Source organism: Vibrio gallaecicus (genome assembly GCF_024347495.1).
Lineage (GTDB): Bacteria > Pseudomonadota > Gammaproteobacteria > Enterobacterales > Vibrionaceae > Vibrio > Vibrio gallaecicus.
Map to the genome: position 1 here is coordinate 1,418,399 of NZ_AP025491.1, position 25,669 is coordinate 1,444,067.

21 protein-coding genes are annotated in these 25,669 nt (G+C 41.9%); 4 read left to right on the top strand and 17 right to left on the bottom strand.

Annotated elements, in window-relative coordinates; genetic code table 11:
* Nucleotides 1-31: 31 nt before the first annotated feature.
* The 4 genes from phnD to OCU78_RS21220 all read right to left on the bottom strand — a co-directional run bounded on the left by phnD (nucleotide 32) and on the right by OCU78_RS21220 (nucleotide 6,260).
* Complete coding sequence (gene phnD, locus OCU78_RS21205) at nucleotides 32-1,072, bottom strand: phosphate/phosphite/phosphonate ABC transporter substrate-binding protein (RefSeq protein WP_137371639.1); 1,041 nt, start codon at nucleotides 1,070-1,072, stop codon at nucleotides 32-34.
* Between the two features lie 301 nt (nucleotides 1,073-1,373).
* Nucleotides 1,374-2,594 carry a glycerophosphodiester phosphodiesterase family protein gene (locus tag OCU78_RS21210; protein WP_137371640.1) on the bottom strand — a complete coding sequence of 407 codons (1,221 nt, stop codon included), beginning with the start codon at nucleotides 2,592-2,594 and terminating at the stop codon, nucleotides 1,374-1,376.
* A 367-nt stretch (nucleotides 2,595-2,961) separates the two neighbouring features.
* Nucleotides 2,962-4,332 carry a sigma-54-dependent transcriptional regulator gene (locus OCU78_RS21215; RefSeq protein ID WP_137371641.1) on the bottom strand — a complete coding sequence of 457 codons (1,371 nt, stop codon included), beginning with the start codon at nucleotides 4,330-4,332 and terminating at the stop codon, nucleotides 2,962-2,964.
* The gene (locus tag OCU78_RS21220; RefSeq protein ID WP_137372243.1) at nucleotides 4,329-6,260 is read right to left on the bottom strand and encodes an ATP-binding protein; all 1,932 of its coding nucleotides are present in this window, start codon (nucleotides 6,258-6,260) and stop codon (nucleotides 4,329-4,331) included. The genes OCU78_RS21215 and OCU78_RS21220 overlap by 4 nt, the downstream gene beginning before the upstream one ends.
* A gap of 466 nt (nucleotides 6,261-6,726) precedes the next feature.
* Between OCU78_RS21220 and OCU78_RS21225 the strand changes: the two genes are divergently transcribed.
* On the top strand, nucleotides 6,727-8,751 hold the full coding sequence (locus tag OCU78_RS21225) for an alpha-amylase family glycosyl hydrolase (protein WP_373367611.1): 2,025 nt from the start codon (nucleotides 6,727-6,729) through the stop codon (nucleotides 8,749-8,751).
* A gap of 89 nt (nucleotides 8,752-8,840) precedes the next feature.
* Here the strand turns inward: OCU78_RS21225 and OCU78_RS21230 are convergent, their stop codons facing one another.
* The 3 genes from OCU78_RS21230 to OCU78_RS21240 form a co-directional block, all read right to left on the bottom strand.
* Nucleotides 8,841-9,350, bottom strand: a complete 510-nt coding sequence (locus OCU78_RS21230) for an RNA methyltransferase (protein ID WP_137371643.1) — start codon at nucleotides 9,348-9,350, stop codon at nucleotides 8,841-8,843.
* A 214-nt stretch (nucleotides 9,351-9,564) separates the two neighbouring features.
* Nucleotides 9,565-10,440, bottom strand: coding sequence for a LysR family transcriptional regulator (locus tag OCU78_RS21235; protein ID WP_137371644.1), 876 nt, complete (start codon nucleotides 10,438-10,440; stop codon nucleotides 9,565-9,567).
* 125 nt (nucleotides 10,441-10,565) lie between these two features.
* Nucleotides 10,566-11,477 (bottom strand): DMT family transporter, encoded by a 912-nt coding sequence (locus OCU78_RS21240; protein WP_137371645.1) that lies wholly within the window; start codon nucleotides 11,475-11,477, stop codon nucleotides 10,566-10,568.
* 271 nt (nucleotides 11,478-11,748) lie between these two features.
* Between OCU78_RS21240 and OCU78_RS21245 the strand changes: the two genes are divergently transcribed.
* Nucleotides 11,749-13,179 carry an aminotransferase-like domain-containing protein gene (locus OCU78_RS21245; protein WP_137371646.1) on the top strand — a complete coding sequence of 477 codons (1,431 nt, stop codon included), beginning with the start codon at nucleotides 11,749-11,751 and terminating at the stop codon, nucleotides 13,177-13,179.
* Nucleotides 13,180-13,392: 213 nt separating this feature from the next.
* Here OCU78_RS21245 and OCU78_RS21250 read toward each other — a convergent pair whose 3' ends face one another.
* Nucleotides 13,393-15,030 (bottom strand): methyl-accepting chemotaxis protein, encoded by a 1,638-nt coding sequence (locus OCU78_RS21250; RefSeq protein ID WP_137371647.1) that lies wholly within the window; start codon nucleotides 15,028-15,030, stop codon nucleotides 13,393-13,395.
* A 290-nt stretch (nucleotides 15,031-15,320) separates the two neighbouring features.
* Here OCU78_RS21250 and OCU78_RS21255 point away from each other — a divergent pair, with 290 nt between their 5' ends.
* Entirely contained in the window at nucleotides 15,321-15,752 is a 432-nt protein-coding gene (locus OCU78_RS21255) for a DUF3010 family protein (protein ID WP_137371648.1), read from the top strand.
* Nucleotides 15,753-15,927: 175 nt separating this feature from the next.
* Here the strand turns inward: OCU78_RS21255 and yidZ are convergent, their stop codons facing one another.
* The 9 genes from yidZ to OCU78_RS21300 all read right to left on the bottom strand — a co-directional run bounded on the left by yidZ (nucleotide 15,928) and on the right by OCU78_RS21300 (nucleotide 23,520).
* Nucleotides 15,928-16,881, bottom strand: coding sequence for an HTH-type transcriptional regulator YidZ (gene yidZ / locus OCU78_RS21260; RefSeq protein ID WP_137372244.1), 954 nt, complete (start codon nucleotides 16,879-16,881; stop codon nucleotides 15,928-15,930).
* Entirely contained in the window at nucleotides 16,856-18,109 is a 1,254-nt protein-coding gene (locus OCU78_RS21265) for an MFS transporter (RefSeq protein ID WP_137371649.1), read from the bottom strand. The genes yidZ and OCU78_RS21265 overlap by 26 nt, the downstream gene beginning before the upstream one ends.
* Before the next feature lie 175 nt (nucleotides 18,110-18,284).
* The gene (locus OCU78_RS21270) at nucleotides 18,285-19,097 is read right to left on the bottom strand and encodes an arylamine N-acetyltransferase family protein (protein WP_137371650.1); all 813 of its coding nucleotides are present in this window, start codon (nucleotides 19,095-19,097) and stop codon (nucleotides 18,285-18,287) included.
* A 329-nt stretch (nucleotides 19,098-19,426) separates the two neighbouring features.
* Nucleotides 19,427-20,608, bottom strand: a complete 1,182-nt coding sequence (locus tag OCU78_RS21275; protein ID WP_137371651.1) for a glutathionylspermidine synthase family protein — start codon at nucleotides 20,606-20,608, stop codon at nucleotides 19,427-19,429.
* Nucleotides 20,608-21,219 (bottom strand): DUF1190 domain-containing protein, encoded by a 612-nt coding sequence (locus tag OCU78_RS21280; protein WP_137371652.1) that lies wholly within the window; start codon nucleotides 21,217-21,219, stop codon nucleotides 20,608-20,610. Before OCU78_RS21280 ends, OCU78_RS21275 begins: the two co-directional genes overlap by 1 nt.
* A gap of 8 nt (nucleotides 21,220-21,227) precedes the next feature.
* The gene (locus tag OCU78_RS21285; protein WP_137371653.1) at nucleotides 21,228-21,644 is read right to left on the bottom strand and encodes a DUF350 domain-containing protein; all 417 of its coding nucleotides are present in this window, start codon (nucleotides 21,642-21,644) and stop codon (nucleotides 21,228-21,230) included.
* A gap of 34 nt (nucleotides 21,645-21,678) precedes the next feature.
* Entirely contained in the window at nucleotides 21,679-22,314 is a 636-nt protein-coding gene (locus OCU78_RS21290; RefSeq protein WP_137371654.1) for a YjfK family protein, read from the bottom strand.
* Between the two features lie 122 nt (nucleotides 22,315-22,436).
* A complete protein-coding gene (locus tag OCU78_RS21295; protein WP_137371655.1) occupies nucleotides 22,437-23,123 on the bottom strand; it encodes a PspA/IM30 family protein in 687 nt (228 codons plus the stop codon).
* Nucleotides 23,124-23,133: 10 nt separating this feature from the next.
* On the bottom strand, nucleotides 23,134-23,520 hold the full coding sequence (locus OCU78_RS21300; RefSeq protein ID WP_137371656.1) for a DUF2170 family protein: 387 nt from the start codon (nucleotides 23,518-23,520) through the stop codon (nucleotides 23,134-23,136).
* 880 nt (nucleotides 23,521-24,400) lie between these two features.
* Here OCU78_RS21300 and OCU78_RS21305 point away from each other — a divergent pair.
* Complete coding sequence (locus OCU78_RS21305; RefSeq protein ID WP_137371657.1) at nucleotides 24,401-25,549, top strand: S-(hydroxymethyl)glutathione dehydrogenase/class III alcohol dehydrogenase; 1,149 nt, start codon at nucleotides 24,401-24,403, stop codon at nucleotides 25,547-25,549.
* Nucleotides 25,550-25,669: the final 120 nt, after the last annotated feature.

Below are 25,669 nucleotides of genomic sequence, written 5' to 3' on the forward strand. Positions count from 1 at the left end.
TCTCCAATAACAATCACGAGTTAATGAGGCGCTACTGGCTAGCCGCTTGTTTTGCTAACGCCGCTGCTTTTTTCTTCGCACGCTTCGCAGCATCTTTCTCTGCTAACTTCTTCAAACCAGTTTTTGTGTAAGCCGTACCGGTTGCGTGTGCAATATCACGAATGACATCCCATTCTTCTTGGTATGAAATTGGAGAGAATCGGTCTGCACCTTTGAATGAGGCACTCATTTCTTCAGTAAAGCGGTAACTGAAGAACGCTTCTTCAATCTTCTCAACCAATTCTGGTTTTAGGTTGTAAGCATAACCAAATGCAGAGGTAGGGAAGCGAGGGCTGCGGTAAATAATTTTTAGTTCAGAATCATCAACTCGTCCTGCTGCCACCATGCGATCATAGACATCCGATGCCACGGGTGCTGCATCATAATCCCCATTAAACACGCCTAGAATTGATTGGTCGTGCTTACCTGAGTAAAGTACTTTGTAGTCTTCATCTGGCACTAAACCTTTCGCAGGGAATAAAGCTCGTGGGGCAAGGTTACCAGAGTTGGAAGAAGCAGAAGTATGCGCAACCTTTTTGCCTTTCAAGTCAGCCATAGTATTAATACCGCTGTCTTTACGAACAATAGTGATTAAGTTATAGCCTTGGAAACCTGATTCATCACCTTTCACAGCGATTGGTACGTAACCCGCTAAGTTAACGGCATAGCCCGTAGGACCTGTAGAGAATCCAGCAACATGAAGTCGGCCTGAACGCATAGCTTCAACTTGAGCTGAGTTAGAGTGAACCGTGTAATAAATAACGCGTTTACCAGTAATCTTGCTCAAGTGAGCTTGGAAATCAGCAAACGCATCTTTGTACAATGCAGGGTCTTCTACTGGTGTATAGGTAAACACAAGCGTACTTGGATCATTCCATTCATCAGGATTCTTTGGTGAATCGGCAACCAAATCTTGGTTTTCATCACAGTATCTATCGTCTAGCACACCACGGCTAGAGCAGTCGCTTGCCATAGCCATTGATGGAAGCAGTAATGAGCTAGCGATTAACAGTCCTTTAACACTGATTTTCATATTCAAACCTTATTTTACTTATTGTTGAAAGTCGAACTCACTATTGCACCCTTCATGCCAAAAAAATAATTATTACTTTTCAACAACTTAAATTGAGCAACTAAAACACCACTCTAGTATGAGTCATAAGTGTCCAAAGGTATTTAGTTAGTTTGGGTCACTTTTGTCCCTTACTTTCCCACACAAAAATCTTAAACAAAAAAAGAGCCCGAAGGCTCTTTTCAATATAACTAACCGCTTGTACTTATATCAATATTAGTTAATAACGTTGGTTAGTAATATATGTTAAGTAAAATCTTAATTAAGACTTACTATTCATACAGTTATCATAGTAAGTCACGGTCGCAGGCCAATCACTGAATACACCCAGTACGCCCACATCTTGCGCGAGCACGTCTAACATTTTCATCATGTCGCCATCATTATTAATGCCTTGCTTAACCGTTTGATAGTACCAGCCGCCACCTTGATCAAGTGGACCTGAACGCTCCAAAGTCCAAGCAATAATATCTAGGTCCGCTTCTTTCGCTAACTTCGCATAGTTAGATGCGACCATTTCATTTTTGTCATTCAGATCAACCAGTGCAAATAGTGGTGGAGCAATAATATTCACGCCCGCATCGCGCAGCTCTTTCATATTTTTCACTGACGCAACAAAATCCGCTTGATCATATACACGATCATCTAAGTACACGGCTTGTTTTCCGAATTTAGGCGCTTTATTTACCCAGTACTTCACGTCATCTAGGTTGAATGATTGCAAGTAAGTCTCTGATGGTTTGAAGCCCGCTTCTTTTAACTCATCAACTAGCTTTTGAGCATACATCTCTTGAGAGAAGCCATTGAACGGCATTTCCACTGAAGCCGACTTCAGTTCAGGAGTAACCTTCACACCATGTGCTTTAAATAGCTCTGCACTTTCAGCGTGTGTCATTAACGTCCCACTTTGACTATATAAGTCTGTGCGCCAGCCTGGAGTACCATTCATGTACTCTTCAACCGTTGTCGCTTTAGGGTTAGCACCATCCATTTTACCTTTCAGAGTTCTAAATTCCGCTAGAGTAAAATCTGATGTTCGGCATTCAACTTGTGCATCTTCCCCAGTTGCAGGGTTTGCTGGTGTAAATGGCGTTGAGCATTTCTTTGCAAGCTCAGGGTGAGCCAAAACATCTGTTGTGGTGTGAAGATCACTCTGAGAGTGACGACAAACAAGCTCTTTATCTTTGGTAAACGTCACGTCACATTCAACGACACCCGCTCCCATTTGAATCGCAGCTAGGTACGATTCTTTGGTGTGCTCCGGAAACTGCATAGCAGCTCCACGGTGACCAATTGAAAAATCGCTGCGATGAAAAGGTCCCTCACTACAACTCAGTAGCTTGGTTTTTAAAGGGCTCTCATCCATATTGTTGACTAAAAAGAGGGGACGAGGACCTAAGTTTGCTGACTCTTGAGCTGCCCATGCAGTCATTGAGCTTAGCCCTAGAACTAGGGCAATAGACCCCTTCAGTATTTGCTTCATGTTTGTATCTCCTTGCAAAAGCAATTTTTCTTTTACTTTCCATTATTAGACCAAATCGATATTGAACTACCGCGATACAGGTTTGCGGTAATACCAAAATTGGACTCCTGTGAACTTGCGCCACAACCATCAATTGCACGCATTGTGCCAAATACTAAAATTCTTTTATTACAATCACTTGAAGTATTAGTTAATTTATAAGGCAAATAAATGGGTCATTAATGTCTTTATTAAATTTCTATGGTTTGTGCTTCTCTTTTATCCATACTTAACCCTCTTAACTCTTAGCCATTAGCCATTAGCCATTAGCCATTAGCCATTAGCCATTAGCCATTAGCCATTAGCCATTAGCCATGATAAGAGAGCACTAAGCTTTGAAGCTGTCTTTATCTAATTGGTGTTTCTTCATTTTTCGATAAAGCGTTTTTCGGGGTAAATTCAATTTACTCGACACTTCATTTATATTGCCTCCCGCTTCTATGAGGGCTTCAGTTAATACGTTTCTTTCGTATTGCTCCATCTGCTTTTCAAAGGCGAAATCTTCCCCTGTAGACTCACAAATTGGCGATTGAAGATCAAACCCATCCCCGACAATACCTAAGACGAACCTATCTGCCACATTACGTAATTCACGCACGTTGCCAGGCCATTCGTGCCGGCAAAGCTGTTGTATTTGCTCAGGGTAAATTGTGGAAGGTCGCGTTCTGTACTTTTGGCTGGCTTGGATGACAAAATGTCTAAACAGCACCTGAATATCTTCTTTACGCTGGCGAAGGGCGGGTAGATTTAAGCTCGCAATATTTAATCGATAGAAAAGGTCAGCCCTAAACTCACCCGTTTCACTTAGGCTTGCTAAATCAGCTTTACTGGCCGCTACAACTACAATATCTACTGGGATTAACTCATTCCCTCCGACTCGTTCAATCATGCGTTCTTGAATGACTCGAAGTAGCTTGATCTGAACAGTAATCGGCATACTTTCAATTTCATCAAGAAATAGAGTGCCTCCATTCGCTTGTTCAATTTTACCAATTCGCTTTTTGTTCGCACTGGTGAAAGACCCAGCTTCATGCCCAAACAATTCACTTTCAATGATGCTTTCTGTCATACCACCGCAGTTTATTGCCACAAAAGGCTTAGCTTTTCGCCTGCTGAATTGATGAAGCGCACTGGCTATCACCTCTTTACCAGTACCCGTTTCGCCATTGATGATGGTATCCACACCGGTATGAGCCAAAGCCAGAACTTGCTTACGTATTGTGTCCATCGCTTTAGATTGCCCGATCACCACAGACTCAATAGGCAAAATATCGCCTTCATCACCTTGAGACGCTTTAGGACGGCTTTGCTCGCTTTGAGCCAAGGCAAGATCGAGTTTTTCAATAAGTTCGTCGGTATTCAATGGCTTTTCCAGAAAATCGAACGCGCCCAATTTCATGGCTTCAATTGCCATTGGTATATCACCATGACCACTCATAAGAAGTACGGGCACATTTGGTGCTCTATGCTGAATGGAACTCAATAACGTTAATCCGTCTACCTTTGGCATTCTCACATCACAAAGCACGACAGATTGGCTGTTCGAATTGAGTGATTTCAGCCCCACATTAGGGTCAGTAAAAGAGCTAACGCAGAATCCTTCAAGCTCTAACATTTCACTCATGGCTTCAACTACGTCCATTTCGTCGTCAATGAGAACAATATGCTTTTCAAAGACGGTGTTTTTTTCAAATGTCATGAGTCTGTGCCTTTTTGAAGTGTGACAATAAATTCGGAGCCTTGGTGTTCAACCGATTTAACATGAATTGAACCACCAAAATCTTTGATTATGTTGTATGCGATAGACAAACCCAGCCCAAGCCCCTTTCCTGATGATTTACGAGAATAAAAAGGGTCAAAAAGGTGAGGTAAATCTTCTTGTGGAATACCCAACCCATTATCTTTGACTACAATTTGCACCGATGTTCGTGTTTCTTCGGTTGAGATAATGATGCTAGGGGCGTCTCGTTTTTCAACGGCATCTAAAGCATTACTGATCAGATTAACCAGCACTTGCTCAAGCCGGATACTGTTGGCTTTCACCCAAAAAGATCCAGTGTTGTCATACACAACGGGGACATTATTCTGGCGAGTTTCGAAAAGCTCAATAGCATCACCAATCACCTGTTCAAGCTCGACGTTTTGAATCTTCCCATCGCTTTTTCTTGAAAAAGCTTTTAAGTGACGAGTAATCGCAGACACCTTTTCCAGCAACCCTTCAATTTTTTGTAGATTCAGAACAACCTTATCTTCACGGCCTTTATCCAACCAAAGTTGAGCACTGCGAACGTGGCTATTAACGGCTGTGAGGGGCTGATTTATCTCATGGGTGATCCCTACACTCAATTGCCCTAAAGCCGCTAACTTACCCGCTTGTACTAACTCATCTTGCGTAATTCGCAGCTTAGCTTCTGCTATCGTCCGTTCTTCCACTTCAGCTTCTAACTTACGATTAGTTTGTTTCACTGCTTTCGCCGTCATTTGAAATACCTTTAAGTACTTCGCCATTTGGGTAACTTCATCTTTACCCCTGATGGATACTTCAGTGTCTAAATGCCCCGTTGAGATAGCGAACATATTGTCTTTTAACTGTAAGAGTCGCTCTAAAATGCTTTTACGAACGTAAAACCACGAAATAGCGGCGGCAGCCAAAATACTGAATAAAGAAAGAAATAAAGAAAGCTGCTGGTTAGATTGAAGGGAAAGCTGAGCTTCATTAATTGACTGATCAATATTGCGGTTAACGGTACTGGTGTTACGTTCAATTTGCACCGTCAATTGATTAAGATACTCACGGCTATTTTGCAAAAAGTATTGTTCTTGGTAGCGATAATCCAAAGCTTTGTTCTTAAGTTCATATAAACTGCTCGAACTGGAAGCTAAGTTGTATATAACAGTAAGTTGATGATCAAGCTCCGGAAAGTCGCTTCTCAGATCACCATTCACCCATAATGCCCACCACTCTTCACCAACCTGCTCAAGGCGGTAACTCGTGTAATCGAGTTCATTAAAGCTTGAGTCGTTATACAGCTTTTCAACCAAACCTAATTGGTAATAGAGAAGCGATTTTAGCTGAGTATATTGAATCTCTTCTTTACGGGCGTCTGGCAAATTATCCAACGAGTCGCTTGCCTGTTGCAGCAAAGGATAAAAGCCTTCGAGTAAGTTACGTAACTCTTTATTTAACAATTCCAGTTCAATTTCACTTTGGTAAAGTAAACTCAAACTGTGGTCAACTTGGGCGATAAGATCTTTAAAATAGGCATGATAGTCAGGAAAGTTAACCATAATGCCATCCATGACTTCAATTGCGGTCTCAATATCTTGCATGGCTTGCTTACGTTCAATATTGGACTCTGCACCTCCAAGCTGAGAAGAGGTCGAAATGATCACTCTCACCATGTCATTTAATCGAGCAGCTTGTTCCAAAGCGGGGATCTCGCTTTCTTTCAACTCGACTAAACGCTGATTCAAATCTTTAAACGTAAATGATGAAACGACAGACAAAAAAATGGTAGTCAAAGAAAGCATTGCCAAAGCCAGTACTAAACGGTGCCCAATGCCTTTCCAGCCAAGCCACTTCCGATGAGGGCTATTGATAATAAATGGCGATTGAAAACGCGGCATGCCTTTAAAAACAACACTGGACGGGTCGGATTGACTGCTCACTTACGCCACCTTACTAAACGTCTGACTGCCTATGAAAATAAAACTTACCACATGCTAAAAGCTGTTAACTATAGCTATTAAGCATTAAAAACCGGTAAAATTAACATTTGATATAAGACACTATAACAATTGATTTATAAAGTGCTCTTCCCCGTTTTTGAGATAACAGAGAGTGACGCCACCGACAGAACCTTTATTGGTATCAATAACTATAAATTTTTATTTCATTTATTTTCAGGGACATATTGCACGATTGGTGATGAAAGTTTGTAGTCAATCATGCTTTGTATAAGAAAGTTAGAACATATCGTGACTAAGATCTCTCAGCCTATCCTCTACTCCCGATCCCTCATTTTTATGGAGGATTTATAGAACATTGGGATGATGAATAATAAGATCGAATCACAATAATAAGGACCATAACGTGAAACTTTCTTTATCCAATACTGCTCTGGCAATTTCAGCGATCCTACTCGCGGGTTGTCAGTCTTCACCTGAATCTGTTCAAGCACCAACCGTCGCTGCATATCAATGCCAAGCTGACAATAATACTGCTGTTAATGATCTTAGAATCTATCAAGTAATGGTAGAAAGTTTCGTAGATGGCGATAACTCGATTGGTCATGGGACGGGTTACGGCACCAGCCATCATAATGGCGACATTCAAGGCATTATTGATTCACTGGATTACATTGAATCATTAGGCATGAACGGCATTTGGCTGACTCCTATATTCAATTCTGAACCAGTTGCAGGGCAAGATCACTGGGCAGACCGATTAGATGCAACAGGGTACTTTGCTACTGATTTTTTCAATATCGACCCTAGATTTGGCACATTAGAAGACGCTAAAAAATTAGTGGAAGAAGCACATGCTCGTGGCTTATATGTATTCTTCGACGGTGTATTTGGTCATCATAAGAAAAACGTAGTTCCCTCCCCAACAGGTAAGCTTCCTCACGGCGAAGATAACCCTGTTTCTTACCCAGAAAGCTTAGCTTTCTATCAAGAAGTGGCTGAATATTGGATTAAAGAATTAAAAATTGATGGGTGGCGTTTAGACCAAGCTTACCAAGTACCAAAAGAAGCATGGACTCAGATTCGTGAAACCGTGGATACTGCTTCATCTCAAGTTGAATACGTTAATAACAAAGGCGAAACGGTTAACCCATTAGGCTACATGGTCGCGGAAATCTGGGCGGGTGAAAACCGCATTATAGAGACTGGCTATGGCAGCAATGAAGCTCCTGCATTGTGTTCTGCATTCGATTTCCCTATGCGCTATCGCCTAACAGAAACTTTTGCTGTAAATGAAGCAGGGGTTGGCGGGAAAGATGGAGAATGGTTAGCAGAAGGTATGTCTTTACATTCATTGTACCCAGACCATGCTAAACCAAACCTAATGATAGGTAACCATGACTTAGTGCGTTTTGGAGACTTAATGCAACGTGGTGATATTGCATCTCCACAAGATAAAGAATACTGGCAACGTTACAAAGCGGCTTTCTCTTTCCAAGCGGCTTATACAGGACCTATTACGACTTATTACGGCGATGAAATTGGCGATCAGTTAGAAGGATTTGCAAGTAAGGTTTGGACAGATGGCTGCGCGGTTGATGGCTTATGTGATGATCACGTTGCCCGTACAAGTGCAAAAATTGAAAACATTACGGCTCAGCTAAACGCTAATGAGCAAGATCTAAAACAATACGTTACGGATTTGATGGAGCTGAGAAAAAATCACCCTGCATTATCGCAAGGTAAACGTACCAACCTTATTGCCAGTGACGTCGCTTATGTTGACCACAAAGCCTTTGAAGACAAAGCCATTGTTTACGCGGTTAATGTGACAGATCAAGCTCAAACCATCGCGCTATCGCAAGAAAAATCGGCTTCTTTAGATGACTTGAACGACCTTCAGTCTAACCAAGCTATTGCTGCTAATAATGGGGAATATGCCATTGCCCTTGAACCTTTTGAAGCTCGCTTCTTAGAAGTGACTAAACCGAGTGACAAAGCGCCTATTGGGGTGGTTATCGCAACCGGAGGCGAAGTGGGGAGCGGTTTCATGGCTCAATGTGATAATCCAACCGTTGAAGGTACAGGTCCTATCACTAGTCAGCTTTATGTCGTAGGTAACTTCGCAGATTCTGGTTGGAAGCATGTAGCAAAACGCGGATTAAAATATAAGGGCGATAACACCTATCAAGTTGTCACTACTGAAAAACCAGGTAGCTATCGCATGCAGTATGCTTCTAAATCGTGGTCTCCACAATTTACGGCAGATGGTCTAAACCTTAAGTTGGGGCAAATGAATCCACTAACCAAAGGTGGCTATGGTCAAGATACAGCAATTACGATCCGTAATGGTGGTAAGTATGTATGGAGCTTACAGTTCGATGACTCAGGTAAACCATTACAAATTATGGCTTCAAAGTGTGCGGAATAATCACTGCTTAAATAGATAAATAGGCAGAAAAAAAGCCCCAGACGATACACTCGCTTGGGGCTTTTTAATGAATAAAATAAACAGCTCGATTACGACTTCACAAGCAAGTGATTGCGATTATCACGGCTACTACGAATAAGCTCATCACTCTCATCCATATCTTCTGATTTTGCCAAGCGGTCATAAAGCAACACGTTCACCGTTGCAGCAAGGTTCATGCAGCCTACAGTAGGAACATAAACCACATGGTCAGCACGGTCTGCAACATCTTGAGTGATTGACCCATCTTCAGGACCAAATATATATATGGCTTTCTCAGGATGCTTAAAACGAGGTAAAGGTACTGCGCCTTCCGCTAATTCTACACATACGATCTGGGTGTCGGGGTCTAAGTCATCAAGAAATGACTCAGCAAAAGTAAGAGGAATCGTTCGTGCCGCACTTTTCGTATCAGTATGAAACTTAGCAGCTTTAGCATAACGCTGACCCGTGTATTTAACTTCATCAACTTGGTAGCAGCCAGCCGCGCGCATTACCGCACCCACGTTGGTTGGGCTTTTAGGGTTGGTTAGCCCTACGGTTACATGGCTTTTTTTCATCGTTCATCTCACTTCGCAAAGCTTCAGCACAAGAGCGTGCAGGAAAGCGCCGCATTCTAGCAAAGCCCCCACTCACTCGCCAAGCCCAGTAAGCCTGTTTAGTGGAATTTATAAGCGAGGGTCAACTTTAGATTTGAAGATTCAATCTATTGTTTTGGTAAATTTATTGGTTGGCTGACAGTTACTTGTTGGTTGATAGTTACTTAATAGTGAGTTACTTAATTGATAACTGCTCAGAGAGATAGTCCACCAGCAGGCGAACTTTAGGAGATAAGTTTCTATTGTGAGGATAAAGCGCCCAGATCCCTTCTTTGTCGTCTCGAAAGTCAGAAAGAACCTCAACCAATTGGCCAGATTCCAGCTCTTCACTCACGTAATAATCCGGGAGTTGAACTAAACCGACGCTCTGTTTGGCTGCATCTAACAAGGCTAATCCGCTATTACACTTAATACGACCATTCACTCGAACGCTTCGGGATTGCTTATTTTCTTTAAAGCGCCAATGCTCGAAGCTTCCCAGTAAACACTGATGGTTAGCAAGCTCAGACAAAGTATGAGGCTCGCCATATCGCTCAATATATTCAGGGCTAGCACAAATGAACAGCTGCCTTTGAGAGAGCTTCTTAGCAATCAAGCTGGAATCTTCCAAGCGGCCTAAACGAATCGCGACATCAACGCCAGAGTCAATCAGATCCAGCTTTTGATTGGTCAACATCAATTCCAATTCCACCTGCGGATACAGCTTTAAAAATCGGTGTAAAATTGGGGCAAGTTCTCGTTCGCCATAAGTCACAGGCGCAGTCACTTTCAATAAACCTTTCGGCGTCGATTGCATTTGGGTAACAGCAAGCTCAGCAATTTCTAGACCTTCCACTAACTGCTTACATTGCTGAAAGTACAGTTGCCCCGCTTCCGTCAGGGACACTTTTCTTGTGGTTCGGTTTAAAAGCTTAACAGCCAAACGTTCTTCAAGGTTGGCGACACGTCGGCTTATTTGAGCAACCGATGTTGCAAGCTTTTGCGCGGCGCCAGTAAAGCTTTCACGTTCTGCCACTGCAACAAACTCACTGACCCCTTCCCAATTTGCCATCTAAACTGCCTATATGATTTTTAAAACCTGTCATACAGTGTATTTGAGTTATAAAAAGGAGTCACGCTCGCCGTTTTTCATTCTTCCCCACAGTTATGCCGATTACTTAGCAAAGGGCACTACAATTACTTAACAAGAGACAGATCAGAAGCTTGGTCTTGATGTCTAATTAATATTTTGGGCTTTCTAGTGACTAAGTACACAGCCAACGCTGCAAGAGCAAAGCCTAACCCGCCAAGCGCATCAAAAGACTCACCAAACATTAACCAGGCTTGAATGGCTGTAACAGGTGGCACAAGATAAAAAACAGATGCAACTGAAGATGCAGCCCCGTGCTCAACCATATACAAAAGGAGCAATACAGCAAAACAAGACAACACCACCACTAACCATAACAGTGTTAATAAAAACTCAATACTCCAGTCTACTTTCCCTGTTTCGAATTGCATCGCTACTGGTGCAAACAACATCCCTGCCGCTAGGTATTGGATCATTGCGGAACCCACAATATCCGTCCCTTGGCAAAATCGTTTCTGGTAAAGCGTACCAAATGTAATACCAAATAATGCAAGCATACAGGTACCAAAAGCGAATAAGCGATGTTCGTCATTTTGCCACTCAATATCGCCAATCAAAACCAAGCATATGCCTAAGAATCCAAGCCCTAATCCTAGCCATTGAGAAAGCCTGAACTTCTGTTGTGAAAAACCCACCATCACAAGAGCCGTGATGATTGGCTGTAAACCAACTAGCAAAGAACTGAGCCCAGCCGGCATACCAGAACCAATCGCTAGATAGCTCCCGCCAAGATAAAAACCATGGATAAGCACGCCAACGATAAAGGCATGAATGAAGGCTTTTCCTTTAGGTATGTTTCGCTTCAATAGCCAGACTAGTGCACCAAAAAGCATGACATTTCCTACCATACGAATCGATAGCAAAGTCGCCGGTTCTGCGTATTCCAAACCTAACCTTGCTCCAATAAATCCTGACGCCCAAAGCCAAACAAATACAAATGGAATCAATTTTAACAACATAATCAGGCCTCAGGTCGTTGATGGAATATGCAGCTACTTTAATTGGGTACAAGAAACTTAAAAGATACAGATTTAATCAATTTTTTGGGTACAGATTTGAGACTTAAATAGAGAGGCGCGGTAAAGTAATTCACACGATACGTTGCAAATAACTTCTGCAGTGCAATAAGCGTTTTAGCTTTGGTTTAGATACGGCGATGGCAATGGCAATGGCAATGGCAATGGCAATGGCATGTTAGGAAATGAGTAGATACGAAAAAATAGGAAAGGCATGAATTCGAAGAGTAAATACCATCAAGTTGAAAATCATTTATTACTTTCTATCGAGAAAGGGGTTTTCATGCCTGAAGATAAGCTCCCATCGATCAGGATTTTAAGCCAACAGCTCAACGTAAGTAAAAACACAGTAATTCGAGCCTACCAAGAACTTGAAGCCGTTGGGATTATCTATTCGGTTGCCAAATCTGGGTATCGGGTGAAGCCAAATTTAACTCAGCAACAATCCATTCCTGTAGAACCTAGTAAAGTTGATTTACTGTCTCTCTCTAAGTCGGTACTCAGCTACCCTGAAGGGAAGCCGATTTTGCCAACCGGATCTGCCCACCCAAATACTAATTCGAATGCCATTAAAAGCTTATACGCTGAAGTCGGCAGGCATAGCCGAATGCAGAGCCAAATACCAAGCCATTACCAACTGCCTCCAGGCAACGATCTGCTGATTCAACAGCTACTGCGGATCAGTCAAAGTATGGGAATTAATGCCGCTAAAAGTGACTTGGCGATTACTCATGGAGCACAGCAGGGTATCAGCCTTGCATTGCGAGCACTTACTCAGCCCGGAGACATAGTAGCGATTGAATCTCCATGTTATTTCGGCAGCTTATTATTACTTGAATCGTTAGGCTTACAAGTATTAGAAATACCCAGTAATGACCATTACGGAATTGATGTAGAAGAACTTAAAAAATCAATACAAAAGTGGCCGGTGAAAGCCATTATTGTTACACCTAACTTCACGAACCCTTCAGGTGCAAGAATGCCTCTAGAGCATAGGAAGAAATTGCTCAGCTACAGTGAAGATATCCCTATTATTGAAGATGATGTGTTTGGCGGGTTAAGCGCAGACAGCGGGCTTCCCGCTTTAAAAGCGCTGGATAAAACAGGCAGAGTTATTTACGTCAGCTCCCTATCTAAAACTCTAGACTCAAGGCTAAGAATTGGTTGGATCATTTCAGAGCGCTATCAAAAACAGATCGAGAAACATTTGATCTGTGAAAGTATGGGAAGCTTGAATTTAATGCAGTCAGCCGTAGGTGAGTTTTTAACGACTGGGAAGTATCGTAGCCATTTAACCAAAATGCGCCGCGTGTATCAGCACAACCAAAAGCGTTTTGCCCATTATTTGGTGCAATCATTGAACCAGTTTTCGAACTTAGAAAACCGTTTTAATTTAACTCGCCCTCAAGGCTCGTACCTCGTTTGGTTAACTTTGCCTTTTGAGGTAGACAGTTCTCTTCTTTATCGGGAATGCCAAGAGCAAAAAATCATCATTCTACCGGGTACCGTATTCGGCACAAAAGAGCAGTATAAAAATTGCGTTCGAATGAGTGTGGCAAATTTTGAAGACACAAAAGACTGGCGAATCGGTATAGAAAAATTCGCGAGCCTTGTCAGTAAACATGTCTCAGAGAGAAACCGTTAACTAACCCAAATCTAAAAACCAAAACCAAAACCAAAACCAAAAAAGCTTAGTTTCAAAATCTAGAAATTCGCATAATGCTGGCTTCTAAACTTCAAAATCTAAGCTTTTTAATTAGTAGGCTTAAACGATAAGTTAACATCGTTAAAAGCTTTTAGTTGGAAGGTTCCACTCTAATGTAAGCTAACCAAACCTAATAACTGCATACCAAAATAGTTACACTTCAAATTGAGACACTAATGAATCCAGTGACTCACATTGCTCAGCTAATGCCATACATGCGTTTTCTGCACTGCTGGCCATTTCAACCATATGCATTGTACTTTCCGCAATTCTTTGGACATTTTGGTTCACATCTTCAGATACATTAGATTGCTGAGAAGCGGCAATCGCAATTTGTGTGTTCATCTCATTCATAAGACCGATAGAGCTTCGAATTTCACTCAAAGAAGACGCCGCAGTTTCCGCTTGCTCGATGGTTTTTTCACTGCTCTGCTTGCTCTCATTCATCACACCAACCGCTTGCTTGGCACCCGCTTCTAAACGTTCAATCATTGACTCGATTTCACCAGTACTCTCTTGCGTTTTACTTGCCAAAGCACGAACTTCATCCGCTACTACAGCAAAGCCACGCCCTTGCTCTCCAGCTCGTGCAGCTTCAATCGCAGCGTTCAACGCCAATAAGTTGGTTTGTTCAGCGATACCTTTAATAACGCCCAAAATGGAAGCGATATTTTTAACATCACTATCCAATTCGTGCACAACACTGCTTGCGTGATCTATATCTGTTGCAAGTTGCTCAATTGAAGTCACTGTAGACCCAAGAGTATTGTTGGCGGATTCTACTTCGCTATTGGCACTATTACTGGCAGTAGCTGCATCATTTGCATTGTTGCTTACCGTTTCACTGGTGACCTGCATCTCATGAACAGCAGCCGCTACTACTTCACTTTCTTGCTGTTGATTTGCAGAGAACTCCGCCACACTTTGGGTTAATGATTTGATGTTTTCCATCTCAGCACGCACCGCATTGGAAGCAAAAATAACTTGTTCAACCGTGATGTGAATCTTGCTGACGAACTCATTAAAAGCCCCACTTAAACGACCAATTTCATCTGTCCCTTCCACTGTCATTCTCTGTGATAAGTCACCGTCTCCTGAAGCAATCTCATTCATCGCTTTTTCAACATTCTGGATCGGTTTAATGATGAAACGATTTGAAGACCACATCGCAAACACTGCAGCAAAAAATGCTACGCCAATACCAATCTCTAGAGTCAATTTACTCGACTGTATCGAATCATCCGCTTGTTTACGCAAAGCAATTTGTTTCGTTTCAATCAGTCCTCGAATTGAAATTAGTTGCTCACGAATTGTGGTGAATTCTTTATCAATGGCATGAGATTGCGATTCGTTATATGCGTGTGCATTCTGCGGGTTATTAAACATAGGTTCGTGTAGTGACACCCAGTTACGCATTGATTTTACAAGCCGTGTTAATTCACCTCGTGAAGAAGAGTTAAGCACACCTGCATCATAAAGTTGTTGGACACTTTCAAACCTTGGCACGATTTTGTAGGCGTTATCTTTAAATTCGTGTTGCTGGTACGCAATAGCAGCGTCATCGTCAGCAAGCAGTAAGCCTTGGGCCGCTGCAATTACTTGGTAAATATCTCGGTAACCATCTTCGATATTTTCAAGGACTGGCTGCACTACATTATTCAGTTCATGGTTTATTGCGGCCTGTTCATTCGACTTAACAACGTTAAGCACTGTTACCATAAAAAACAGAACAACAATAACGATCAGAGGGATCGCGATTTTACTCTTAATGGAAATATTGTTGATATTCATAAAGGCTCTACAACCATATAAGTGAGGGATAAGAAATAAGTTGCAATAATATACCGTACAAGGCGTATTTATAGCTAGGTGTTTGAGAAGTAACTCTCAAATTTAGACTGCAGTATAAGCCTAGCAGTAAAAACCTTTCGGGGTACTTTTCTCTCAACATTTCAATAGGTGTGCAATTTTCAATCAATTGATTTAATTATAGTCAGTATCAGTTAAGCTAATGCAGTAAAACTGGTGAACTCACTTAAATAGCCTCATAATGTACGGCTCAAAAATAAGTAGGTAAAAGCATGAAAATTTGTGGTGTTGAAATTAAAGGCAATGATGCAATCATCTGTCTCCTTTCGCTTTCTGACGGTGTATTTAACATTCCAGACTGCCGAGTTTCGAAGGTTTCTATTGGTGATGCAAACGACACACAGAAAATGAAAGACTTTCAATTTTCTTTTGCAAAACTTATGGAAGATTACCAAGTAGACAAGGTTGTTATTCGCCAACGTCAAACTAAAGGCAAATTTGCTGGCGGTGGTTTTGGTTTCAAACTTGAAGCGGCGATTCAACTGATTAACGACCTTGATGTCGTGGTAGTTGCTCCAACTCAAATTAAAGAAAACCTTAAGCGTCATCCATTAATGATGAAGTTTAAAGAAACAGGTCTTAAGCAATACCAAGAAGCTCCGTTCACAACGGCTTATGCTTGCTTAATGGACAAAAGTGCTTAATCGTCTTATTTTACAATTCTAGTGAGCCTTCATTAGAATTGTAAAAATCGAGCAGCAATAAAAAATGGCGGTTATTTAGCGTTCTTTTTAATTAAGAACATTAAATAACCGCCATTTTTACATCTGAATAATGCCTAAACTTAATGAGTGTTCACATTGAAGTTAACCGCTAAAGCTAAAATTGATATAAAGATTTAATAGTTTCTCTTAGCCAAATAATCACCGGATTATAAGCGTTTCTTTTGTGCCATAACATAGTGAAAGGAATGAGTAATTTATCTTTGTATTCATCATTAAGTGGAATGGGCAGACACACTAAATTTGGGTGCAATTGCTCAGTGTATTTCGAACAATACTGAGGTGCCGTGGTCATCATATGATGATGAGGTTGCGCTGCCATAAACAGTGACTGCTCAAAGCTCGCCATCGTCAATGCAATGTTTCTCTTCAGCTCAAGATCAATCAAAACTTCATCTAACGCCCACGTTTCACTTTTCTCCCACACGATGTTGATATGTGGGTAGCTTAAGAACGTGTCCATATTCCATTCTTGCTGTAAAGCGGGGTGATCTTTTCGCAGATAGACAACTGGCATATCATGAAATAGCACTTCAAAGTCAATAAAGTAAGGCAAAGCACTCAGCGATTCTTTCGACCTTGGGTGTGTTTCTCTTCCTGAAAAGCCGATATCTGATTCACCACGTACTAAAGCATCAATCGAGTCATAATCCCAACTGCGCGTTTTAACTTTGGCATTGGGGTATCTTTGATAGGTTTCTTTCAGTAGATCATTCAACATGATCAAAAACAGGGGCGATTCGACCTCCAAGCTCAAGGTAATGTCGCTGGGCGTTTCATCCCCTCTTTTTGTCAAAATTTGGCTGCCGATTTGTAACCAATCTTGTAGATCATGCGCCATGCTCATTGCCAAAGGGGTTGGAGCTAACCCTTGAGGCGTTTTGACAAATAGCGGGTCTTCAAACCAATCTCGCAATTTGGTGAGTGATTTACTGACAGTGGAAGGTGTAACATTCAGCTTCTTAGCCGTTTTAGAAACACTTTGCTCTTGCAGTAGCAATTGCAAAGTGAACAGTAAATTCAAATCAAGACGCGCGAGTGATTTCTTCATAGTCATTTTGAGTGCAAGATGGACGTACCCATAATATTAAAGCCAAGCCAATAACACCACCACCAGCAAGAATAAACGCCAGCATTCCCAATGCGCTCACTCCGATCACACCCATAAACCAGATATAAAATGCAGAAGTGCATACTTGTGCGACGCCCAAAATAGAACTCGCAACACCGGCTCGTTTCGAATAAGGACTCAATGCTTGACTCATTGTGACGCCAAAACCTAAAGAAAAACCAGCAGATACGAGCCCAAAACCGATGAAGGTGACAGCATGATCAAGTTGATAACTAAATGATAAACTGACAAGGCTTGCAGCCGTCACCAATAATAATTGAGCCGCCGCCATCAGCGTTCGTTGCTTAAAAATAGACAATGCAAATGGTGCAGAAAAAGACACCAACATACTGACGAACGCCGTGCCTGCCATCACCGCAGAATAGCCAGCTCGGTCTAAACCTAATTCGCTCATCAATAGCATGGGAGAGACATTCACGTAGGTTAAAATTGCAGTTACTGCCAAAGATGTCATGACCACGCGGCTAACAAAGAAAGAGGTCTTAAACGATTCCACTTTCCAAGCATCATCAACTGGCTGATCATCATTCGCGCTATCTTTCGAACTGTTTTGGGGCGGCATCCCCTTAACCAAAGAAGTATTTGTTGAAGGAATCCTTTTTGAAAAGGTCTCTTTTAAAACAAACAGAGATAGCGCCACCACCACACCCATTCCTGTCATAGTGACAAACAAGCTCTGCCATGGGTATTGCGTCATGATCAAATGCCCAAGAACAGGCGCAAGTACAGGAACAATACAAGTGATACCATTCAGCATCGACAAGATTTTCGCGCGTTTTTTATCGTCTAAAACATCCCGAAGGATCGCAAAAGCCACAACATAGCAGGAGCCCGCCCCAATGCCTTGCACAAATCGAGCGATCAAGAAAAACTCAGCATTCTCAGCGGTCCCCCCAGTGAAAGAAGCGATAGAAAAAATGACTGCACCAGCGATGGCAACTGGCTTTCTGCCAATCGCGTCTGCTAATTTTCCAGCAAACAGCATAGTAGCAGCCATACCGGCGAGATAAATGGAAAAGGCGATATGGAGCTGAGCTTCAGAGGCGTGTAAATCAGCCGCTATTTGCGGTAAACCTACCAGATATAAGTCAATTGCGGTTGGATAAAGCAGCACTAACGCAAAGCTGCAAAAAAGAAAACGTAACATAAAACCTCAGAGAAGAATCCTAAACACAATAGGAAAGAATGATCTGTGAAGATGTTACGTCTTCAATAAGATTGTGACGATTGGCTTATGCGACAACAGGTATGTCCGATTACGACATACCGTTTTTGTTAATCAGGTGAGAGACTTAAACATCAAACAATTCGACACCAGATATTTAGTCAGTTGCTAACGGCTTTAGATCTGAAAATGAAGCTTCCAGTTTAATACCAAATTGAGTTCGAAGTGTTTCTAGATAAGACTCATTTTCTTCTAACACCGTTTCTTCCGTGATGCCATTCACTACCTTTTTCATCGTGTTATTAAAAATAGTCACAATGCCATTCTCAATTGGAAACGCAGCAATACGAGAAGTCACAAACAAAGACTTAGGGTGATTCGACACATAAAAATTACCATATGATTTATCCGCGTCATACACGTTGGTCATATCAAGACTGTACAAGCTTTGCCAAATAAAGCCTTCATTGTCGTCAGGTAACTTCACTTGAAGCATGTAACCAAATTGCTCAGTTTCTATAAAACGAAACGTTTGAATATCAGTAGAAAGCTCTTTATCAGTGACTAAAGGCAAAGGAGAACGAGGTGTGTGAGAACCAAAGCCCGCATCAACAATCCATAACTGCTCATCTAGGTTAACGACACTGACTTGGTGGCTTCTTCCGGTAGGCTCACCAGCTAAATGTACTCTTCCCAATAATGCTCTCGTGTCAAAACCGGTCGCTTTCAAAGTTTTCAAAAGAAGACCATTTAGTTCAAAACAATAGCCACCGCGTTCTTTATGAATCAGTTTGTTGATGAGTTCTTCATCACTCAGTGAAATACTTTTCCCTAAGGCAATATCGAAATTCTCGAATGGTATTCTTCGGTGTTGAGCGTTGTGTAAAGCCTTCAACCCTTCTTCGGTTAAAGCTGGTTTGGAAGTAAGCCCTACTTTTGTTAGATAGCTATCAAAGTCACTGTTATTCATTGTATCCCTCCAGAAATTTTCGATAAGTGATTAGTTCTTTCGTGAACCATACCAATGTCGGCATCATAAAACTTCAAGTTAACTTGAGATCAAGAGGTATTTCAAAAAGTGCTGCTTTTGATTTCGTAGAATTGCAGTTAAAGCAGTAACCTCTTTCACCCATTGAGGGGTGTCAGTACGAGAAGAACCACAATATAAGATCAGTGCTTGTTCGATTACGGATGTGACTTAGGAAAAGGCTATTTGTTTAGTAAACCCATTGAAGAGCGAGAAGAAAATTAATGCGAAAAAAAGGTAAGCACTAAAGAAGAGAGTGCTTACCTAATTTGTTAATCAAGAATAATATGAGGCAAGTAACGCGACATATCTTGTGTCACTAACGACCGGTCTTCTCGAATTGAAATGCCAGCGGGTTCATCATTGATCAACCAACTGCCCACCAATGTGTAGTTATCACCAAACTTTGGTAAAGGGTGGAAAGCTTGAATGATATGCCCCTCCTCCCCATACGGTCCTTCAGTATCTAGCACCAATTTATTATCCCGTACTACCTGTATATTGGCACCTTCACGAGAAAAAAGCGGCTTAATCACATGGTCTTTTAGCTCTGCATTTTTTAGGCTTTGTAGCTTAGGATCATCAGAAAAATAAGAAGCCAGCAAGTTAGGATGGTTAGGGAATTTCTGCCATAGCAGGGGAAGCAACGCTTTATTCGACAAGATCGATTTCCACATCGGTTCTAGCCAGTTCACTTTCGCGGTATGCAGGTGCTTAGCGTACTCTTCTTGAAACATAAATTCCCAAGGGTACAACTTAAACATCCAACGAATAAGGTTATCTTCTGAATCAGTAAATTCACCGTCTTGAGTTAACCCTATATCTTCAATATGAACAAACTTAGTGTCGAGCCCAGCTTCAATGGCGCAATCTTGCATGTACTGCACGGTCCCGCGATCTTCTTCAGTGTCTTTACAACACGAAAAATGTAATGTTTGTCCCGGTTGCAACCTAGATAGCTCTTGGAATCGCGCCATCATTAGCTCTTGCAGCAAGTTAAACTGGTCTGAGTCGCGTCTTAATTTCCCAGACTTCACTTGGTCTTCTAGCCAAAACCATTGCCAGAATCCAGTTTCAAACAGAGAAGTCGGGGTATCTGCATTGTTCTCATAGAACTTAGCAGGGCCATTACCGTCATAAGCTAAATCAATACGTGAATAGAGAGAAGGTTCTTTACGCATCCATGAATTTTGGACTTCTTGCCACATGGCTTCAGGGATTTGAAAGCGCTTTAACCAGAACTCATCTTTAACCACCATGTCGACCACCTCAAGACACATTTCATGGATCTCTTGAGTCGGCTGTTCAAGGTCTTGCTCGATCTGTTTAAGCGTAAACTGATAATAAGCAGTTTCATCCCAATAAGGTTCTTCATACATGCTATGGAAGCCAAAGCCGTATTCCGCGGCTAAGTGCTTCCAATTTTTGCGGGGGGTCGAGCTCAGTCGAAGCATTATCCGCCCCAACTCTTACTAGAGCTCTTAGAACTGCTCCAACTTGATTTAGCAGAGACTGTTGAACCGAAACCGCCGCGAGAAATGGTTCTTTTCGCCGTTGCTTTCGGTTTTAAATCCTCCCGACTGACCGAGATTTTGCCACGCTTATACGTTTTACCGTAGTTACGTCCATCAGAAGAAATCCAATCACCGTAAAACACGCTATTTCGGTAGGTAGAAGTGAACATTGGCTGTGAATAATGACGTCTGTCATCTATAAGACGGCTGAACATAAAGCCAGCCATTGCAGGCATAAACCAATTGTTCTGCGGCGCAGCAACACAACCACTGAAACCAAACTCACTCGCGCAGTCATTCATTGACTTAAACTTAGGTGCGGTGCGATCAGCTTCTATTAACGCTTCTTGATAAGCAGTTTGACACTCCGCAGTATAGCTAGGGTGATCGCTAATACATTCATCGATAGTACCGTAGATATTGGTTTGTACTGAATCATCACTGCAACCAGAAATCATCGCGGTGGTTACGGCAACTGAAATTGGCGCTAGGCTAAATTTACGCCAGTTTTTACGCATCTCTGGCAGAATTACATTTTGGCTACGTTTCATTACGCCTCCTAGTAAGTCATACAAGCAGCGTTTAGCAAACCAATCGCAATCGACATTGAGCCCATCACAATACCTGCAGGGATCTCATTATCTTTAATACGATCAACCAATTTAGGCATGAAACCAAAACGGACGATAGCAAAAGCAAGCAGCTGTGCAATTAACGCAACAACACCCCAAACTGCAAAGTCGATAAGGTTAACTGAATTAGTTGCCGCACCCGCAATGGCTAAACTGTAACCGATGAATGCACCAGATAAAGTCAAACCTGCTGCCACGTTTTTATCATCTTTAACGAGCTTCCACTCGTCATAAGGTGTGCAGCGAATATAGACGAACTTGAATAGTAATAAGAAAAAAATCGACAGCGCAAAATAAAGTGCGAATGCACCTAAGCCTGCCAGTGAGTTCAATAATTGAGACATGAGCCTTCCTTGATGGCGAAAATAAAAATTAAATTTAGCTGATTAATGTAAAGTCGGTGGGTGTTAAGTTGATGCCTGTACTCGTCACGACACTTCGGTCATGCTGATTGTTAACAATCGTTTCCTCACCGCTGACCAAAAGCGACTCAAAAAGATCATCAGAAACTTGTCGTTCATACACCATCACAAATTGATCGGTCGTGGTCATATTTCCAGACTGATCCCACGTGGTTTCTGTCATAGGAACAGGGCGAGTGTTTTCCCAGACTTTAGTGAAGACTTGTTCTTCTAATGTTTTCTCCGCCGTCACGATCTCGTTATCAAGTACAGCTTGCCAGCGAGCTTGAGTATCAATGGGTTTAGATTCATAGAAGTACCATAGCTTCACTTCTTCAACACCAGACTCATCAGTGCCGTGCTGAAGTATTTGCAAAAAACCTTCATCGTCTGTGTAGTAACGCAGCAAACGGCTTTGACTATCGAGCTTAACTTCACCAACCGCTTTGATTATCTGAGTTCGAGCAGCCCCTTCAATGGTTAGATCGGGTTCTATAATTTTAAGCTTAAGATCGTCAAGTTCAAAAGCGCCGCCTAAGCGAAGGCCAAGTACTTCCGGTGCTTGTGGGCGTTGAGGTTTCTCTTCTTTTTGTTTCTTAAACCAACCAAACATCGCTTTCTCCAAAGTCGTGAGTCAGTAATATGAGTGTATGGTCAAAGAGATTGAGCGCAATATAAAGCCACCACGCATGAAATAAACGTCGTGGCGGCATTGCACTCAATAATAGTTGACGATTACTTACCTAGAATGCGCGCAAGTTCATCTTCTGCTGAACTGCTGCCTGCGCCACTGATTCCAGCCTCTGCCAGCTTCTTGTCTAAGCTGCTACCAGATTGCTCTTCTTGAAGTTCCGCAGATGCTTCAAATTGAGCTTGTCTTTCATCTTGACGACGTTTAATACGATCAAGAGATTCAACCGCCGTATGCATTTTGGCATTCGCACCAACATTCGTCGCCGATACTGCCGCTTGAGCTTTTTGAACGGCTTCATTAGCTTTAACAACGTCGACTTGCTGCTCAAGTTGACGCAGTTTATCTTTGGCTTGGGCGATGTTGACACGCATCGACTGATCCGACTGCGTGAACTGCTGTAGGTAAGTTTCTTCGGCTTGCTGTTCATTACGCAATGACGCAACTTTAGTTGCACATTCTAATGCTAACTCTTGCTGCCCCTTTTCCATCGCTGAACGAGCATGACCTTCATATTCAGCGATTCCAGCATCAAAGCTTGTGACTTTCTTCTGAGAAAGCTTACGCTTCGCGATGATTTTAACCAAAGCTTCATCTGAACGGCGAAGTTCCTCTTTCGCTTCACGAATCTCTTGATCAAGAATACGTAATGCTTGATTGTCTGCTGCCGCTTCTGCTGCTTCGTTAGCGCCACCTTTGATTGCGGTAACTAATTTTTTCCATACACTCATAGCGGGCTCCTTATAGGTATTCTTGATATAGGTCGATGAAAGCTTCTACGTTTCTAAACAAAGTCGCGACTTCAATAACAATGCTCTCTTGCTTCGATTGCGAAGACAACGAACCAAACGCGGTATAATAGCTATTGCCATTCACATCATTAATGCCAATGGTCGATAGTGGGAACATTTTATGTGTACGCAGAATGGTTTCATTCAACACAGGAATATCTTTTACATCCGCTTGAGCGAACAGTAAAACTTCAACCAAAATTTGCTCACCAGAAACGGCTAAGAAAGCGTTGATTCCATCTTCATTTTTGATAACTAACGATTGTTCAGCTTCCTCTACGCTCCAACCTTGATGTTCACTTAAGAACGCTTGTAATTCACTTAATGTCCAATTCATCGTTATTTAGCCTTTTGACGTTAATACCTAACACAATACTGCTGCACGATTTTATCAATATGCCATCCACTTAATCATTTGTACCCATTGAGTATTGGTACTAATAGATCGTTCGAATCAAGGCATAAGTTAAATCGTGCGGCACCAAAGTAACCATTCTTTCTAGGTCATGCCCCCAATATTCAGGCAGCAGAGTAAGCCCTAATGATTATCTTAATATACAAAATACCACTTGATAGTTACAGATTTTATAAATGCAAGCAATTGAAAATATTGAAAGTATTGAAAGTATTGAAAGTATTGAAAGTATTGAAAGTATTGAAAGTATTGACAAGAGCAGCAACTGAGTCACATACCCTAATAATATTTTCAATTAAATTCAAATCCCCATAAGCGCATACCTAAGACAGGCACTCGTTCATAATTTAAACAGCGTAATACACCACATGCAAAAATAGAGTTACAAATGTCGCAACCAGCAAAAGAAAAACCGTTAAAAGTTTAACGTTTTTTGTTGATGTCATGATTTGAGGTAAAGCTGTGCTGGTTAAAGTTTCTATACGGTCGGAAGGCAATAAAATAATGGAGGTAATGAAATAACTGCGATTCAAAAACGATTTCCTAAGAGCTCTATTTCTCACTTTGGTTTCGTATTTTCATTTTGACTTACATTTTAATTATTACATATACGTAATAATGATTTTCCATTTGGTGGGATTATCAAACCAATACAAAACTCTATACTAGCCCCAACAAAACGAGAGAGCGGAAACAAACAAGCTCAACTACGCTTAAAACACAAAACTGGGTTACTCAGTTTAAACCGTTGCTTTAAGCCGAATGAAGCTTCCGCTTCACTGACTAATAAAGGAAAACTCCAATGGCACTTGAAATCAAACCAGGTCAAACATCTATTAAATCTAAAGCTATGGTTGCTTGGGCAGCCGGTGAAGCACTTAAAATGGAAGAAGTTGATGTTCAACTTCCTAAAGCTGGTGAAGTTCTTGTTCGCATCGTCGCGACTGGCGTATGTCACACTGACGCATTCACATTATCAGGTGACGATCCAGAAGGTATCTTCCCATCAATCCTTGGTCACGAAGGTGGCGGCATTGTTGAAATGATAGGCGAAGGCGTAACCAGTGTTGAAGTTGGCGACCATGTTATCCCACTTTACACTGCGGAATGTGGCGAATGTAAATTCTGTAAGTCTGGCAAAACAAACCTTTGCCAAGCAGTACGTGAGACTCAAGGTAAAGGCTTAATGCCAGATGGAACGAGCCGTTTCTCTATCAATGGCGAAACGATTTTCCATTACATGGGTTGCTCAACGTTCTCTGAGTACACAGTACTTCCAGAAATCTCGTTAGCAAAAGTATCTAAAGACGCACCACTTGAAGAAGTTTGTCTTCTAGGCTGTGGTGTAACAACGGGCATGGGCGCGGTATTAAACACGGCTAAAGTAGAAAAAGGCGACAACGTTGCTGTATTCGGTCTTGGTGGTATCGGTCTGTCTGCAATCATTGGTGCTCGCATGGCTGGTGCAGACCGCATAATCGGTGTTGATATCAACGAGAGTAAATTCGAGCTAGCAAAACAGCTTGGCGCAACTGACTGCATCAACCCAACGAAATTCGATAAGCCAATTCAAGAAGTGATTGTTGATATGACAGACGGCGGCGTTGAATACTCTTTCGAGTGTATTGGTAACGTAAACGTTATGCGTCAAGCACTTGAGTGCTGCCACAAAGGTTGGGGCGAATCTGTAATTATCGGTGTTGCTGGTGCTGGTCAAGAGATCGCAACTCGTCCATTCCAACTAGTGACTGGTCGTGTATGGCGTGGTTCTGCATTCGGTGGTGTTAAAGGCCGCTCTGAGCTTCCAGAAATCGTAAACCGTTACATGGCTGGTGAGTTTGGCTTACAAGAGTTCATTACTCACACTATGGGTCTGCAAGACGTAAATGAAGCGTTCGACCTAATGCACAAAGGTGAGTCTATCCGTACTGTTTTACACATGGATAAATAGCCTAAACAGGTTTAAGTAACATAAGCTTAGCTAAGTCACCCAAGCAGAAGTCAGTGACCTAGACATAGGCGAACAACCTAACTTCGCTTTACCTAATAGCCGTTCTTCTCTAAGAGCGGC

Bases quoted from the DNA above. Each gene is read 5' to 3' on its own strand.
- phnD (WP_137371639.1), bottom strand. From the start codon at position 1,072: ATGAAAATCAGTGTTAAAGGACTGTTAATCGCTAGCTCATTACTGCTT.
- OCU78_RS21255 (WP_137371648.1), top strand. From the start codon at position 15,321: ATGAAAATTTGTGGTGTTGAAATTAAAGGCAATGATGCAATCATCTGT.
- OCU78_RS21290 (WP_137371654.1), bottom strand. From the start codon at position 22,314: ATGTTTGGTTGGTTTAAGAAACAAAAAGAAGAGAAACCTCAACGCCCA.
- OCU78_RS21220 (WP_137372243.1), bottom strand. From the start codon at position 6,260: ATGCCGCGTTTTCAATCGCCATTTATTATCAATAGCCCTCATCGGAAG.
- OCU78_RS21235 (WP_137371644.1), bottom strand. From the start codon at position 10,440: ATGGCAAATTGGGAAGGGGTCAGTGAGTTTGTTGCAGTGGCAGAACGT.
- OCU78_RS21210 (WP_137371640.1), bottom strand. From the start codon at position 2,594: ATGAAGCAAATACTGAAGGGGTCTATTGCCCTAGTTCTAGGGCTAAGC.
- OCU78_RS21295 (WP_137371655.1), bottom strand. From the start codon at position 23,123: ATGAGTGTATGGAAAAAATTAGTTACCGCAATCAAAGGTGGCGCTAAC.
- OCU78_RS21230 (WP_137371643.1), bottom strand. From the start codon at position 9,350: ATGAAAAAAAGCCATGTAACCGTAGGGCTAACCAACCCTAAAAGCCCA.
- OCU78_RS21240 (WP_137371645.1), bottom strand. From the start codon at position 11,477: ATGTTGTTAAAATTGATTCCATTTGTATTTGTTTGGCTTTGGGCGTCA.
- OCU78_RS21300 (WP_137371656.1), bottom strand. From the start codon at position 23,520: ATGAATTGGACATTAAGTGAATTACAAGCGTTCTTAAGTGAACATCAA.
- OCU78_RS21285 (WP_137371653.1), bottom strand. From the start codon at position 21,644: ATGTCTCAATTATTGAACTCACTGGCAGGCTTAGGTGCATTCGCACTT.
- OCU78_RS21215 (WP_137371641.1), bottom strand. From the start codon at position 4,332: ATGACATTTGAAAAAAACACCGTCTTTGAAAAGCATATTGTTCTCATT.
- yidZ (WP_137372244.1), bottom strand. From the start codon at position 16,881: ATGAAGAAATCACTCGCGCGTCTTGATTTGAATTTACTGTTCACTTTG.
- OCU78_RS21305 (WP_137371657.1), top strand. From the start codon at position 24,401: ATGGCACTTGAAATCAAACCAGGTCAAACATCTATTAAATCTAAAGCT.
- OCU78_RS21245 (WP_137371646.1), top strand. From the start codon at position 11,749: ATGAATTCGAAGAGTAAATACCATCAAGTTGAAAATCATTTATTACTT.
- OCU78_RS21250 (WP_137371647.1), bottom strand. From the start codon at position 15,030: ATGAATATCAACAATATTTCCATTAAGAGTAAAATCGCGATCCCTCTG.
- OCU78_RS21265 (WP_137371649.1), bottom strand. From the start codon at position 18,109: ATGTTACGTTTTCTTTTTTGCAGCTTTGCGTTAGTGCTGCTTTATCCA.
- OCU78_RS21275 (WP_137371651.1), bottom strand. From the start codon at position 20,608: ATGCTTCGACTGAGCTCGACCCCCCGCAAAAATTGGAAGCACTTAGCC.
- OCU78_RS21280 (WP_137371652.1), bottom strand. From the start codon at position 21,219: ATGAAACGTAGCCAAAATGTAATTCTGCCAGAGATGCGTAAAAACTGG.
- OCU78_RS21270 (WP_137371650.1), bottom strand. From the start codon at position 19,097: ATGAATAACAGTGACTTTGATAGCTATCTAACAAAAGTAGGGCTTACT.